At 45.0% G+C, this 15,327-nt stretch carries 13 protein-coding genes; 10 read left to right on the top strand and 3 right to left on the bottom strand.

Going from position 1 to position 15,327, the window contains the following annotated elements; translation table 11 throughout:
- Positions 1 to 138: 138 nt before the first annotated feature.
- Positions 139 to 765 carry a multifunctional acyl-CoA thioesterase I/protease I/lysophospholipase L1 gene (tesA, locus tag AC55NX_RS12005; protein WP_496995953.1) on the bottom strand — a complete coding sequence of 209 codons (627 nt, stop codon included), beginning with the start codon at positions 763 to 765 and terminating at the stop codon, positions 139 to 141.
- On the opposite strand from tesA, the gene AC55NX_RS12000 reads away from it, so the two are divergent.
- The 8 genes from AC55NX_RS12000 to AC55NX_RS11965 all read left to right on the top strand — a co-directional run bounded on the left by AC55NX_RS12000 (position 764) and on the right by AC55NX_RS11965 (position 11,188).
- On the top strand, positions 764 to 1,447 hold the full coding sequence (locus AC55NX_RS12000) for an ABC transporter ATP-binding protein (RefSeq protein WP_496995952.1): 684 nt from the start codon (positions 764 to 766) through the stop codon (positions 1,445 to 1,447). The genes tesA and AC55NX_RS12000 overlap by 2 nt on opposite strands.
- Positions 1,444 to 3,900 (top strand): ABC transporter permease, encoded by a 2,457-nt coding sequence (locus tag AC55NX_RS11995; RefSeq protein ID WP_496995951.1) that lies wholly within the window; start codon positions 1,444 to 1,446, stop codon positions 3,898 to 3,900. The genes AC55NX_RS12000 and AC55NX_RS11995 overlap by 4 nt, the downstream gene beginning before the upstream one ends.
- Positions 3,901 to 4,170: 270 nt before the next feature.
- A complete protein-coding gene (locus tag AC55NX_RS11990) occupies positions 4,171 to 4,650 on the top strand; it encodes a YehS family protein (RefSeq protein WP_496995950.1) in 480 nt (159 codons plus the stop codon).
- Positions 4,651 to 5,050: 400 nt separating this feature from the next.
- Positions 5,051 to 7,384 carry a glycoside hydrolase family 9 protein gene (locus AC55NX_RS11985; protein ID WP_496995949.1) on the top strand — a complete coding sequence of 778 codons (2,334 nt, stop codon included), beginning with the start codon at positions 5,051 to 5,053 and terminating at the stop codon, positions 7,382 to 7,384.
- Positions 7,385 to 7,818: 434 nt separating this feature from the next.
- Positions 7,819 to 9,387 (top strand): ATP-binding cassette domain-containing protein, encoded by a 1,569-nt coding sequence (locus AC55NX_RS11980; protein WP_496995948.1) that lies wholly within the window; start codon positions 7,819 to 7,821, stop codon positions 9,385 to 9,387.
- Positions 9,388 to 9,755: 368 nt separating this feature from the next.
- Positions 9,756 to 10,049 carry a hypothetical protein gene (locus tag AC55NX_RS11975; protein WP_157371917.1) on the top strand — a complete coding sequence of 98 codons (294 nt, stop codon included), beginning with the start codon at positions 9,756 to 9,758 and terminating at the stop codon, positions 10,047 to 10,049.
- A 22-nt stretch (positions 10,050 to 10,071) separates the two neighbouring features.
- Positions 10,072 to 11,025, top strand: a complete 954-nt coding sequence (locus AC55NX_RS11970; RefSeq protein ID WP_496995947.1) for a hypothetical protein — start codon at positions 10,072 to 10,074, stop codon at positions 11,023 to 11,025.
- A 13-nt stretch (positions 11,026 to 11,038) separates the two neighbouring features.
- Positions 11,039 to 11,188 carry a hypothetical protein gene (locus AC55NX_RS11965; protein ID WP_496995946.1) on the top strand — a complete coding sequence of 50 codons (150 nt, stop codon included), beginning with the start codon at positions 11,039 to 11,041 and terminating at the stop codon, positions 11,186 to 11,188.
- A 91-nt stretch (positions 11,189 to 11,279) separates the two neighbouring features.
- Here the strand turns inward: AC55NX_RS11965 and AC55NX_RS11960 are convergent, their stop codons facing one another.
- Positions 11,280 to 12,221, bottom strand: coding sequence for a LysR family transcriptional regulator (locus AC55NX_RS11960; protein ID WP_496995945.1), 942 nt, complete (start codon positions 12,219 to 12,221; stop codon positions 11,280 to 11,282).
- A gap of 108 nt (positions 12,222 to 12,329) precedes the next feature.
- Here AC55NX_RS11960 and AC55NX_RS11955 point away from each other — a divergent pair, with 108 nt between their 5' ends.
- Both AC55NX_RS11955 and AC55NX_RS11950 read left to right on the top strand, forming a co-directional pair.
- Positions 12,330 to 13,226 (top strand): DMT family transporter, encoded by an 897-nt coding sequence (locus tag AC55NX_RS11955; RefSeq protein WP_496995944.1) that lies wholly within the window; start codon positions 12,330 to 12,332, stop codon positions 13,224 to 13,226.
- A gap of 196 nt (positions 13,227 to 13,422) precedes the next feature.
- Positions 13,423 to 14,427 (top strand): Gfo/Idh/MocA family protein, encoded by a 1,005-nt coding sequence (locus AC55NX_RS11950; protein ID WP_496995943.1) that lies wholly within the window; start codon positions 13,423 to 13,425, stop codon positions 14,425 to 14,427.
- Positions 14,428 to 14,553: 126 nt separating this feature from the next.
- On the opposite strand, the gene AC55NX_RS11945 is transcribed toward AC55NX_RS11950, so the two are convergent.
- A complete protein-coding gene (locus AC55NX_RS11945) occupies positions 14,554 to 14,793 on the bottom strand; it encodes an RNA recognition motif domain-containing protein (RefSeq protein ID WP_059121853.1) in 240 nt (79 codons plus the stop codon).
- Positions 14,794 to 15,327 lie beyond the last annotated feature (534 nt).

Here is a 15,327-nt window from a genome sequence, read left to right as displayed (position 1 = left end):
GTTACCCTATGATGATGAAACATATCATGATGATGGACTGTGTAAACGTGTTGATTTTTTTCAGTTAACACATCAGCTACATTAACGCAAAATTGTCTGATGTTTATTGAGCTAGGGCAGTAAAAACCGAACTAGGAATCATGACTGCATGTCCGGTGCTGCGGATTGAGCAAGTAAAGGATGCAGATGTTGCGCCATCCATTCGGCAATCCAAGGTTGTGCATGTTCATTGGGATGGAGTCCATCGGATTTCATCCATTCCGGGTTGAGAATGACCTGTTCCAGAAAAAACGGCAGGAGCGCAACCTGTTTTTCCGTCGCCAGTTTTGGATATATAGAAGCGAAAGATTTGCTATAGCGCTGACCATAGTTCAGCGGGATGCGAATCTGCATCAGAATTGCCTGTGCACCGGATTGTGTGATGAGATCAATCATTTTGGCCAGGTTTTGCTCAGGGATCTGTGGCGAGAAGCCGCGGAGCCCGTCGTTGGCTCCCAGTTCGAGCAGTACATAATCTGGCGTATGTTGCTGCAACAGTTGCGGTAAACGAGACAAACTGTTACCAGTTGTATCACCGGAGATACTGGCGTTGACGACGGTGACCGAGCGATTGTACTTTTGTAAGGCTTGAGGGAGTAAACTCGGCCATGCCTGATCGGCAGACATTTGATAACCGGCACTCAAACTATCACCGACAATCAGTAACCGGGCACTATGCGCCTGTAATGAAAAAGTCAAAACCAGAAGAAAGGATAACCATCGCATGACGAACACTCCTGTGATTTCTGCAAAATATCTGAGTAAAACAGTGTCTACGAATCAGCAGAATTTGACAATTGTTAAAGAGGCTCATTTTGATATTTATCCAACGGAAAGCGTAGCAATTGTCGGGACTTCCGGGGCAGGCAAATCGACCCTGATGGCACTATTATCCGGACTGGATATTGCCTCTTCAGGTGATGTGGTGCTGTTTGGGCAGTCATTGAGTGCACTCGACGACGAACAACGGGCGGCCATGCGCAGTGAATCGGTTGGCTTTATTTTTCAGAATTTTTTACTGATTCCCAGTTTATCAGCATTAGATAATGTCACTTTGCCTTGTCTGCTTCGGGGGGAGCCTGAAGACCGGGAGCGGGCAACATCGCTGTTAAACGCAGTTGGGCTGGGGGAGCGGCTCCATCATACACCGGCTCAGCTTTCCGGAGGGGAGCAACAGCGGGTCGCCATTGCGCGGGCATTTATGATTCAACCTAAAATTCTGTTCGCGGATGAACCGACCGGAAACCTCGATCAAAAGACCGCTGCCGTGGTGATCGAGCTCCTGTTTCGGCTCAATGAGGAATTCGGTACCACATTGGTATTGGTAACCCATGATCATCATCTGGCACGGCGGTGCCAGCGTCGGTTGCAAATGAATGAAGGGCGGATCGAGGAGGTTGAATCATGAATTCATCGTATTTGGTCAATCGCTCACTGGTGCGATGGTGTTGGCAGGAGCTTCGACAGGGACAGTTGTGGCTGATTGTGATGGCGTTTGTGCTGATTATTGCCAGTGTTTTTGCGCTATCTGCGATTGCCCAACGTATGGATCAGGTGATCGTCAAGCAAGGCAAAGATGCGTTAATGGCGGATACGGTTTTTGTCAGCGCCAATCCGATTCCTGAAGCATTAATAACCAAGGCCCGGGCGTTGGGAGGAACGACATCACAGATGACCCGGTTTTCCACCATGCTGTTTGGCGGAGATGGGATGAAGCTGGTCTTTGTCAAAGCGGTGGATGACACGTTTCCGCTGCGTGGCACACTGCAATTATCTGACAGTCACATGACTCAGTCTCATGTTGCGCCAGACGAAGTCTGGCTGGATCCGCAGCTATTATCCGACCTCGGGATCAAGATCGGAGATCGGGTCAGTATCGGAGATATGGAGCATGTGGTTTCAGGCACCATCACCGAAGAGCCGGGCTTTAGCTTTAACCCTTTCCGTCAGATGTCGACCGTTTTTATTCATCAGTCTCAGGTGCCGGAAACGGGTGCAGTGCAAGTCGGCAGCAGGGTTGAATATCAACTGTTTATCAACGCCCGCGATGACATCATTCAACAGTTGAAACAACAGATCGAACTGACCCCCAGTGATGAATGGCGTGATGTCGGACAGCGCTCCAGAACGCAGGATATCTTTAATAAATCAGAGCAGTATCTCTCTCTGGTTGTCATCATTGTCGTGTTGATGGCGACAATGACACTGTTGCTGACATGTCAGCATTATGTGGCTTCTCGTCGCCAGACGGTGGCGATGCTGAAAAGTCTCGGTGCATCGAAACGCTGGGTTTGGCATTGGCTGATGGTTCAAGTGTCGATGCTCATCGGCATCGCACTGTTGCTGGGATTACCGTTGGGATATGGGTTGGAACTATTACTAAGGTTACCGTTAACTGGACTGTTGCCATCACCATTGCCTGAACTGGGGATGACCCCACTTGTGATGGCACTGCTCAGTTGTCTGCTGGTTGCGATTCCGGGGCTCGGGATCCCACTCTATCGGTTGGTTGATATTGAAGCCGTTGCCAGCCTGCAAAATCATACACAAGTGAAGCGCAAACATATTTATCTGTGGGGATTATGGCTTTTTCCTGTGGCGGGTGCGGCGTTGTACTGGGGCAATCAGTTTATGGTCTGGTTGGTCTTGGGAGGGATTGTGTTGTCCTCTGCACTGCTCGCCGGAATTGGGTTACTCCTGTTTCGCGGGGTACGGGCATTACCGTTAAATGCAGCGTTCAAACTGGCACTGAAACGTGTCAATCGTACGCCACTGGCCTCGGGGATTCAGTTGGGGGCGTTGTCTTTGTCACTGATGCTGTTTGCTGCTTTATGGTTGGTCAGAACGGATTTACTCTCGGACTGGTCAAGTGTGTTTCCTGATAATGCCCCCGATGTTTTTGCGTTGAATATTGCGACCCACGAGAAAGATGATTATTTGCATCAGTTACAGCAACTGGATATTACTCATTCACCGGTCTTTCCGATTATTCGCGGACGCCTGTCGCTGATTAATGGTACTGATGCGATCGAGTACGCTGGTGGCCGGGAAGCCAGTAATGTGCTACGTCGGGAAGTCAATTTCACCTGGGCAGAACAGTTACCGACCTATAATCAGCTCGTTGCGGGGCGCTGGCAGTCAAGCAATGGGGTTTCGGTGGAAGAAAGTGTCGCGCGTGAACTGGGGGTGAAAGTTGGTGATCAATTAACCTTCATGATTAACAGCCAGCCCGTTACGGCTCAGGTGAACTCAATTCGGCAGGTGGAATGGCGTGAAATGAAGCCTAATTTTTACTTTATATTCACGCCAGATCGACTGGCTCAGCTTCCCGCGACTTGGATGGTGAGTTTTCGTCTCGGAGCCGATGCATCACATCAGCTATCGCAATTGGGCCATGCTTATCCAACCGTGAGTCTGCTTGATTTACGAGAGATGACTCAAAAAATTCAAGGGTTGTTATCCCAGATTATCAATGCCATTTCAATTCTGGCTGTGGTGGGGGTAATTGCCGGTTTACTGCTGATTTATACGTTACTGAGACTGAGCCTCATGCAGCGGCATGAAGAAATGCAACTATACCGCACCTTGGGGATGAGTCGGCGGCGGTTGATGTGGACGGTGCTGGCTGAATTCGGCCTGATCGCGGTTGTGGCCGGCAGCTTATCAGGCTTTGGCGCCGATGCGCTGGTTGCCGCGATCATCCATTACGCTTTTGAACTGACGCCGCGCATCCATCCGCTGTTATGGGTCATTCAGCCTATCTTTGCGTTGATGATGGTGATGGTTGTCGTCGGGCGTTTAATTCGGCAATTGACGCATTCGCGTCATTCTGTGATCAGCGATTTGTTAGTAAGGCTTTGAATTTGAAAAATTCCGTTCATGAAGCAGAAGAAGAAAAGTTTTTTAAATCTATAGGTGAGGTATATGATTATTTTCAAATAACCCAGAGTTGTCTGACTTATATAAAACTAAGAGAATTAGAATCATTTTCGTGGAGTCATCTTAACTTTGCGTTATGATTTTCTCGCAGATTTGCACAATTGGTAGGGTGTAGACCGCAAATCTGATAAAATCCAAATCTTCCAGTAATCACGTTGATAGCACTGGATTTACCTAAGATTAGGAACTATTTTGACCAATAATGATATTTTACGCCGTGTGCGTTATACATTTGATCTAAAAGACAGTGTAATGACTGAAATCTTCTCTTTAGCCGATTTGAATGTGATAGATGAACAAGTCACGAGTTGGCTGAAAAAAGAAGACGATGAATCTTTTGTTGAGCTTAACGACACAGAGTTGGCTGTATTTCTAAACGGTTTTATCAATTTTAAGCGCGGTAAACGCGAAGGTGAGCAGCCTAAGCGAGAAGAGAAGTTAAATCATAATATTATATTCCAAAAGTTACGTATTGCTTTGAACTTGAAAGCTGAGGATATCCTAGAAATTTTGCAACTTGCAGACTTTCGTTTAAGTAAGCATGAACTTAGCGCATTTTTCCGTAAGCCAGAGAACAAGCATTACAGAGAATGCAAAGACCAAGTTCTTCGCAACTTCTTGCTCGGTCTTCAGCGTCAGTTGCGTCCAAGTGGTGACAAATCCGAATTATAACAAATGAGTATGTCGTCTAACTAAGAGAACCTCAAAAGCGGCCAGCATCGCTGCCTATGCCCAGCTCACCATCATCCCGACATCGTTTTTTTTCGGTGCCAGTGCAGTGTAAGTGGCATCAGGCTTGCTGGCGAGTGGTCGCACCAGACCACTGCCTCACAGTTTATTTTTCTCAGTCTCCGGCTCCAAATTATAACGCTCAATCCCAGCACTAAATCCTTATTGTGATTAGGGATAACTAATCCGTGAATATATTGAACCTTGTTCATAAAGATTAAAGATGCATCCTGAATGTGCAGAGCAAAGCGTATCCATTGACTATGATTTAACATTGTTTCAAACACTAACAATAAACTGACGAATTTATTTTTACAGTAGGATTGGTACATAAGAGGCTTAGATGAAAAAGATTCAATCAACAGTATTCGCTGCGATTGTTTGCAGCCTGATTGGTGTGAATGGCAGCTATGCAGCGCAAAGTTCACAAAATCTGAACAAGATACAAAATCAACAAAATTCAACAGTCGATATTCTGGTCAATGGTAGTTTTCAGGGAGATACCGGCTGGTGGGCATCGGGTGGAACCTTTAACACGCAGGATCAACAGGGATGTATTACATTCACTGATGGTGGTGAGAATCCGTGGGATGTAGTTTTAGGTCAGTCGAATCTAAAATTACTAAAAGATGAAATATATACCCTCCGATTTAGTGCGATGGCTCAGAATGCAGCTAATTTAACAGCAGTGATTCAGCATGATGGTGAGCCTTACACCAACTATATGAATCAGTTGCTCACTTTAAATAACACGGTTCAATCATTTGAATTTGAGATTATACCGTCTGCCAGAGATAAAAAAGTACAGTTGGCTTTTCAAGTCGGGGCACAACAGCCGAATACCGTGTGCCTGAGTGATATCTCCTTGTATGGACCGAAATACCAAGAAGAAGATCGGCGCTCAGCTGTTCGTGTCAATCAGGTTGGTTATCTGCTAAATGCAAAAAAACGGGCCACCATTCAGACCGATACTCAGACACCGTTGCCGTGGCAGTTGTTAGACGCTCAGGGAGAGGTGATTGCTGAAGGTCAGACCATTCCCTTTGGTCTTAACAGTGCTTCAGGAGAGCAGGTTCAGATTGCTGATTTCAGCCAGGTACAGACACCGGAAACGCAGATCACTCTTGAAGTCAACGGCCAGAAAAGTCATCCGTTTGATATCAGCCATGATATTTACAAGACGATGAAATATGATGCGCTGTCTTTCTTCTATCAACAACGCAGCGGAATTGAGATTGAAAATGCCTACGTTCAGCGCGCTGATTTGGCCCGGCCGGCTGGTCATCCACAGGAAATCGTGACCTGCTTTAATCAAATCGATGCCAAAGGGAATCAGTGGCCCGGATGTGATTTTTCTCTGGATGTCACAGGTGGATGGTACGATGCCGGCGATCACGGCAAATATGTGGTGAATGGCGGGATTTCGGTCTGGACACTGATGAATTATTACGAGCGTGAAAATCTCTATAAAACCAATCATACCAGTGCATTTGCTGACGGTATGGTTCAGATCCCTGAGCAGTCTAACCAGTACAATGATTTACTGGATGAAGCCAAGTGGATGATGGACTTTATGCTGGCCATGCAAGTTCCGGAACATAAAAAAGTCTCGGTACCGGTTGGCGATCAGTCCGGGCATCTGTCTGCGTTAAAACTGACAGAAATCGATGCCGGTGGCATGGTTTTCCATAAAATTGCCGATGCAGAATGGACGGGTGTTCCTCTGCCACCTTATGAAGATCCTCAACCACGCTTCCTGAGTTATCCGAGTACTGCGGCAACATTGAATCTGGCCGCGACTGCCGCACAATGTGCCCGTATCTGGCGTCCTCTGGATGCGACTTATGCAGACAAATGTTTATCCGCTGCTGAAAGAGCATGGCAGGCGGCCAATGTTCACAAAAATGTGTATGCCTATGATAACTTTAACGGCTCCGGTCCTTATGGCGATACCCATCTGGCGGATGAGTTCTACTGGGCTGCTGCTGAATTGTATGTTACGACTGGTAAAGGAGAATACAAAACCGCGCTTGAACAATCCCCTTATTACTTGACCACACCGACAACAAGTGATGATCTGACATGGTCAAATATGGGCAGCGCCGGCACGGTTTCGTTAGCACTCGTCCCGAATAGCCTCGATGAAAACACGATTGAAAAGGCGCGTGCAAATCTTCTCAAAGCTGCGGATATCTATGAAGCCAGTGTCAAGACACAAGGATATCTGATTCCTTATCAAAGCGATCAATATCCATGGGGTTCAAACTCTAATCTGATGAATCGCAGTATCTTCCTCGGGCTTGCTTTTGACTGGACGAAAACACAAAAGTATTTACAGGCGATGTCTGATGCAATGGATTATATGTTAGGACGTAACCCGATGGATCATTCTTATGTTTCTGGGTATGGCTCTTATCCGCTGCAAAATCCTCATCATCGGTTCTGGGCTCATTCTGAAAATCCTGATCTCCCGATTGTCCCACCCGGCGTTATCTCAGGCGGTCCGAACTCTATCGACTTTAGTGATCCGGTTGCCGCCACGCTGAAAGGAAATTGTACCGGACAAACCTGCTGGATTGATGATATTGGTGCCTGGACGATGAATGAAGTGACAGTCAACTGGAATGCGCCTTTCTTCTGGGTGGCTAGTTTTCTGGATGAACATGCATCCTGGTAGCGGTGCAGTCGCTTATTTTCAGGATAAATGGATCACTTTGATGCGGATAGACAGGCGTGATCAGATCGATTTAAGCCATAGGATTTAAGCACACAGAATTTAAGCAACAGAACAGCCAGACAAAGGCTACCTACGGGTAGCCTTTTATCGGTCGGTGTTCCTTGACGAAACACGTATGAATCCAGTATCTTTCCCCAATCACTTCTTGAGGAGATTACGCCAATATGAACAACTAAACCTGTCATCCATTGCTCATTTTATTTTTGGATCTACAGGGTTAGTCGGCGTAGCTCACTTTCCGATATTTCTTTACAAATCCGTGCTTGAATCTCTAATCGCTCAGCGTCGAGCGGGTCATTGCCGGGTATTTGTATTGATGCCATCTCTGTCACTGTCTAGCTACGGCTGATGTCCCTGTCATACAGGAGGCAATTATGCCAGTCTTACAGGCTTACAACATCAGTCATCAATTTGAGAACGGTGAAAGGCTGTTTCAACAATTATCATGTTCCATGATTAAGAATCGTGTCGGGTTGGTTGGTCGCAATGGGGTGGGTAAATCGATACTCGCTTCAATCTTAAGTGGCGAACAACAGCCATCGAGTGGAACGGTGACGTTACCCAAGTCATTTTTAGTGTATCGTCAGCAACCGTCGGACTTGCTATCCGGTGAGCTTTCTATTGCGCAATTTTTGGGCAAACACCATGTCCTTGAAGCGTTAAAGCGGGTTGAATCCGGTGATTGTTCAGAACATTGGTTTGATGTGATTGGGGAGCAGTGGGATTTACCCATACAACTCATTCAGCAACTTGAAGTGCTGGGACTGCCACCAGAAGCAGACTTTCCTTGCGCCCGATTGAGTGGCGGGCAATTAGCACGATTACAGCTTTGGCAGATGTTTGCAAGTGACGTTGAGCTGCTGATTCTCGATGAACCTTCCAACCACCTTGATGTTCAGGCAAAACAATGGTTGTTGGCATCGATGCGAGCGTTCAACGGTGCAATTTTACTCATTAGTCATGACCGGGTACTGCTGCGTGACATGGAAGAAATTTGGGAGCTGTCCGGGCTTGGATTACAAATATTTGGCGGGAACTACGATGCTTATGCGGAGCAGAAACGTACCGAGTTACAAGCGGTCGATCGACAGCTGGCAAGCGTTGATAAGCAGAGAAAAAAGCTGGCAGTGCAAGCGCAGCGCAACCGGGAAAAGGCCGAGCAAAGAGCGGCGCAAGGGAACAAATTACGTCAGGCAGGTAGCCACGGGAAAAGCTTGCTCGATGCGAAACAAGATAAAGCCACCGCGCATGCCTCAAGTCGCAATAAAAATGAGCAACTTCGTCAGGTTCACCTCCAAAATAAAACGCAGTTATTAAAGGCCAGAAAAGAGCAACTGAAAGGGCAAAAGCTCTATCTTGAAGATAGCCCAAGCCACGCAGGTAAGGTGGTTTCGATGCTTGACGGTGTATTGCCGTTTGGTCGAACTCAGCCCATCTCACTCCAAGTCTATGCCAATGAAAAGATTCATCTGAGAGGTAACAATGGCAGTGGTAAATCAACGCTGTTGAAAACGTTATTCGGCGAGTTTGCTCTTCAACAAGGGGAACTGCGATTGAATACACCATTGTATTATCTTGATCAGCATTTTGGGACGGTTCAACCCACGCTGTCGGTGTTGGATAATTTGATGCAACAGTGTGGTGGTATCAAAGAAAGCGATGCCAGAACATTGCTGGCCGGAATTGGGTTTCGTCGTGACAGTGTCTTTCGTCTGGGTGGTACGCTGAGTGGCGGCGAGACAATGAAGTTAGCGATGTTGATCGTCAGTCATCAACCTGAACAACCTTTGTTACTACTCGATGAGCCCGATAATCATCTCGATCTCGAATCAAAAGTCATCTTGGCACAGGTCTTGTGCAACTATCGTGGCGGTTTCATTCTGATTAGTCATGACCATGATTTTGCTCGTGAATCAGGCGTACAGCGAGATATTTCTTTGTAATGTCGCCACAACAGGCTTTGGCCAGTGAATGAGGCCAAAAGCCTTTGTCTGTCATCAAGCTTAAGGGCATATTATCGGTTCGATGCATTGCCCGATATATTCGAATAACGAAATGTGTCCTTGGTTTTATATCAAGCGCTGTATACCGGCTCCATATTATTTAACGATCGCTTTGATATTTTTGTTAGACAGACAATGTTTTGATTGAAAGGGGTTGTTATATTCTGAGTCAGCTTTGTGATAATAAAGTCAGTTTGTAAAAAAAAATGCTCACACCCACTTATTGCAACTAATTTTATATTATGCATTCGCATTTTTATGCTTCTTAGTCTAGGTACGAGCAAATGGTATTTGTGGGGAAATCTTTGTTGATCGCATTATTCGTGCTACTGAGCGGATGCTCCTATAAATATTTGGTTGTATATGATGGCGATGTCTATTTGGGGGCATTCAATCATGAAAAAAAAGAGGCACCTGGTTGTATTTATTCATCGATTGAAGGAAGTGGCATAAAACTTGGTACAGCAACATTTGGTTTGGGTTATTTTAGTAACAAAAAAATGGAAATCGATAAAAATTTGTCAAGTCATTGTGAAAGTAAAATAGGTGAAGTTTTTGTAGTCGATAAAAAATTATCAGAAGAAAGTGTCACCTTTAAATAAATCATATCGTTAGGGGGTTATTATGAAAGGTGAACTCTGTGTGTTACTTCTTTCTGGAATATTAACTGCCTGTGCTTCAAATCAGCATTTGGTTTTTTTTACCAATACAACCATCGGGTTAGAGGTTGGCTCGGAACCTTCCTCTGGAACACCTGCAAAATTTGTACTGGGTTATAAACGTCAGGAGGGAGTCATCGATCCCTTAATACCCAATTATGAATTCAAGTCTAGTGCTTCGAAACTTCCCAGTGCTTCGGAGGCCGGTGTTCCGAATACGCTATCGAAGCCCGAAAATGGCAATACACATATCGTATTAACACCTGTGGGGGTTGCAGTACCGAAAGAGACTATTCCTCATTCTGTATTGGCCAAGATGAATTTTGGCGCCACTGGTGGCGGGACCGGAGCTTCTGCATCTCAATGGTTTGCCACTGGCCTTGCTGCAGAATCTCTCGCAAAATTACCGGGTGTGACGAGTGCGCTATCCGGATATCCTGTCGGGTCAGGTATCGACTTGGGTCTCCATGATCATGATTTATCACGATATGCCTATTTGGTTGATATTTACAGTATTTTAAAAAAGGCTGCTGAATCAGATGATCATGAAGCTATGAGAATTAAAGATAAAGTCGATGCACTTGATCGTGGAGAATACAGGAAAGAATTTATTTATTACTATATTGATGATGTTAATGGTAAAAAAAAGGTAATCCCTGAAGATGAACAATTTAGCGAAAAAAAATCATTTAATAATATCACGACATATTTAAGTAGATTAGATGAATCGATTCGTGTCTGTCGTAAAGCTATTTTATCAGAAGAATTGATAGATACAGCTAAGGAAAAAGAAGCCATGTTAGCCGCAATAGTTGAATATTCCCCAAGATTGGCAAGTGGTAGAGAAAAACTTTCAAACCATAAGTCAGTGATAGAAATGATCCATTATGTAAACAATAGTCTAATCATGACTAAATAGGAGAATGCATATTATGGATATTGAAGACGATAAGACATATACATCCAATGAAGATATCAACCAACGTCTCTCCGAGATTTTGCGAACGATTCTTCTGCATAAAAAAATAGAGTTAATTGAACGCAAGGAGAACGGGTGGCAATTTAAGATAATTGACGAATAATGAGTATTATTCGTAGACCAATAACGATGGTATCCATTGCTCATCCGGGTCGAGTCATCGAGGGAGTGATGGTGATGCGTTCCCTCCTCCCTCAGTCATCTGGCTGCAGCCCTGTGGCTTCATGGATTAACCATCGTTTGACTTCCGCAATGCCCGGTTCATTTCGCCTTGAATACTTATAAGCAAAGTAAAATTCATCGCCGGTTTCAATATGGTGAGCCGGCAGGCGGATCAGATCGTCTCTGGTTCTATCCTCATTAAACATATAGTCATTGATTAAACCGATACCAAGCGAATATTTGGCAGCTTCATAAGCGAGCAGTAAATGACTGAATTTGTGCAGTTGCAGTTCGTCGGGTAGGGGGTGGCCTGATTCGGCAAACCATCTGCGCCAGTCTTCGGTATATTCGTTGTAGATACCAAAAGAGGTCGCGAGAGGAAATTCGCCCAATGTCTCGGGATGTTTTTTCAGCAAGTCGGCCATGTCTTTGTCTGAGCGGATGTTGAGGGCACTTTTCATCGACTCATAAAATGCGGGGCTGCAAACGGGAAAGAGTCGCTCTCTGTAGATGTGCTTAAAGTCAAACCCGCGTTTTTCGCTGTCCGTCGTGATGAAACAATCCGCTGTTTTGTCAGAAAGTTCGAGCAAGCTGTGTGACATTGTGATGCTGATATCCAAATTCGGATGCAGCCTCATCAGATCGGGCAGGCGTGGCATTAACCAGCAAACGGCAAAAGAACTGTAGACGGCAATTCTGACTTTGGTTTCACTTTCCCCGCGTATCAGGCTGCTTGCGTGAGCAATTTGTGACAAAGAGCTGCTGATCGCATCCAGATAATGTTTTCCCTCTGGTGTCAGGCTGAGATAACGGCCTTGACGGTGGAAGAGACTTTCGCCCAAGTGATTTTCCAAGACGCGGATCTGATGAGACACCGCACTTTGGCTGAGATTAAGCTCCTGCGCAGCGAGCGAAAAACTGTTTAATCGGGCAACCGCTTCAAATACGGGTAAGGCTTTTAGTGGTGGCAGCATTTTTATTATCCAAAAAATGAATACTAAGTCAGGATATATCATTTTATCGTCGCTGAAGTCGAGATTAGACTGTAATTCTTGATGTTTTTATCGATATGGGCAGGGGAAATGTCTGGGAAAACGGTGAGTAGCGCTATTTTGATCCTGGTGATCGGAAACTTGTTCGCGACTTTGTGCGATGTGTTTATCAAGATGGCGGGCAGTAGTATGTCGGCATATCAGTTTACGTTGATGCGTCTGGTGATGATTTGTCTGATTTTGTTGCCATTGGCCTATAAGCATATCAATTTTAAGGGGGAGGTTGGCCTGAAATTGCACGTGTTAAGAGGCAATCTTTGGGTGCTGGCGAGCATTTTGTTGATTATTTCTTTGTCCCAGTTACCCCTTGCGACGGCCAATGCGGTGTTTTATATCGCTCCGATTCTGATTGTTTTATTTGCCGGGATTTTCTTTAAGGAGAAAATTACCACAGGCATCGTGATTGCGGCCTGCTCTGGTTTTGTCGGGGTGTTGATTATTTTACGACCTTCGGAAGTGAGCTGGGGGATGATCAGTGCGGTGTCATTTTCTGTGCTGCTGGCGACAAACAGTTTATTGATTCGCAAGCTGCCGAAAAATCAAAATTTGTTCTTCGGGCTGTTGATTACTCATGTCTCTGCCTTGCCATTGACGGCTGGTCTGGCACTCTGGGAAAATGAACCTTGGCATTTTAGTGGCTTAATTTACGCGGGGGCGTCTGCGGTATGCGCAATGATATATAGCTTGGCGTGTCTGCAAGGTTATCGCTATGTCGCGTCCAGCCAAGTGAGTAGTGCCGAATATTCCGGTTTATTGTTTGCGGCCATTCTGGGCTGGGTGGTCTTTCATGAGTCAATTGATTTCTTTTTAGTGATAGGTGCTTTGTTCATTATTGTGCCGCTGGCGTATTTAAGTCATCGCGACCGACGTAAACGCAAAGCTGAGGAATGTTTGTCTGTGGTCCGGTCTCAATTGGATGCCGGTTAAGTGTTTCGGGAGCTATTCTGATTGCCATCCACGATATCGTGCCGACATTTAGGGTCGGATACAAAATGGCCCTATTGTTCATCTATCCTCAAAGCTCTGAGTTAAATCTTCACTTCGATTCAAATGGCGAGACTTGATACTTTGGGGCGTCGCGCTAGTATTGTTGTTCAATGAGTTATTTGATTTAGGTACGTCTGTGATTAATAACAAGGTTCGTTGGGGAATTGCCGGATTAGGCAAAATTGCACATCGTTTTGTGAAAGATCTGACACAACATGTCCCGAATGGTGAGTTGTATGCTGTCGCAGCACAAGATCAGTTGCGAGCAGATACGTTTGCCGATGAATTCAGGTGTCAAAGAAGTTACGGCTCATATCTGGCGTTGGCACAAGACCCAACCGTTGATGTTGTCTATATTGCAACCATTCATCCTTTTCATAAAAGCACGGTTGAACTGTTTCTCAGACACGGCAAACACGTTTTGGTTGAAAAGCCAGCATTTACCAATGTTGATGACTGGGATGCAATGTCCTCGCTGGCAAAAGAACAAGGTTTACTGTTAGTTGAAGCCATGAAATCGGTTGTTTTCCCGGCGTATCAATCACTGCGACAATTTATTCTGGATAACAATATAAAAATTAACACGGTTGAGGCGGCTTTTGGTAATCGACATGATTTCGATAGCCAATTGAGAATATTCAATCCTGATTTATGTGGCGGAGCAACTTTAGATGTCGGTGTGTATGCTTTATGGCTGTATGTTGACTTGTGCCAACTGACGAAAAGCATGGTCTTAAAACCTGCGGTGAAATATATAAAAGATAATGCTCAATCTGAAGTCGATGAAAATGTTGAATTTATGTTTGATGGTGATATCAAGGGCAGAGTCGGGGCTTCGATTACTCGTGATCTAAAGCGCGAAGCGATCATTACCGGGCCTGAGGTGGAAATCGTGATTCATGATAAGTGGTGGAACCCCCAAAACATTGACCTTTTCTATCAAGGCAAAAACCATAAAATAACCTCACCTGCGAAAGGGGGTGGATTTGAATACGAGATCGAGCACATCTCTTCGCTAATTCTCAAGCAGCAAGTTCAATCGGATGTGATATCCGCTGATACAAGCCGGAAAGTTATTTCAATCATGGAAACGAGTTTGATTGAAAACGGCTTTGCGCATTTAGTTGCTTCAATCGGGTGAAATGAGGCTGGTGCTATGTCACGGGGCATTGATGATGGCTCTCGCAACTTAACCAGTTTTTCAATGGATGAAGGGAAGGGCGATCAGAAAAGCCAGTCGTGCAATACACGGCTGGCTTCGAGAGTGTCAGTTTTGTGCGCGTTTAACCCTAATGGTGCTTTTCGCGACGTTTGAAAGGTTTAGATTTTGGATTGCAGCTTTCGCTTCATCGTCGTTGGGCATTTCAACAAACGCGAAGCCTTTTGATAATCCTGTTTCCTGGTCTAGAACCAAGTTGCATTCAGTGACTGTGCCATGAGTCGAAAAAAGAACACGAATGTCATGTTCAGTCGTTGTGCGCGCTAGATTGCGGACTAAAAGTTTCATATTTTTTTGCCTAATGTAAGTTGCGGCATAAGTGTCTCAGTTATAGAGAAGTAAGCCAAGGTAAAATTGGTCATGAGTCGCAATAGAAAAATAAGCATGAGCAAAACCGGCAATGATAAACAATCAGGTTGTAAGCTTTGTGGTATATCTTTCGTTAATCAGGGCGAAATATGAAGCTATCAGCGGGTTGGATACGGCAGCGGGTGATTTATAAACGGACACCTTCCCGTTTTCTCCTGAGTGAAGGGTTGCATGTTCAGTTGTCGGAGCAGTTATCCACAAAAACAGTGGATAAAGTTTGGGATAAGTGGACAAGCATGACCGATGGTTTGAAATATCTCATGTGTACATTCAATATGTTACCGTTAGTTTTGATGTGTTCAAAACACTGAATTCGAGATAGATAGAGTCCTCGTCAAGTGTTTTTTTTGAAAAAATTATTCTTACAGATGAATGGATGATTCAAGGAAAACCCTATCAAAAATGTGATTTAAATTAAGTTTTCGTGCATATACAATGTGGACACGTCAGACA

This window comes from Vibrio rubrogenes (assembly GCF_059641415.1).
This window is presented reverse-complemented; position numbering and strand designations above follow the sequence as displayed.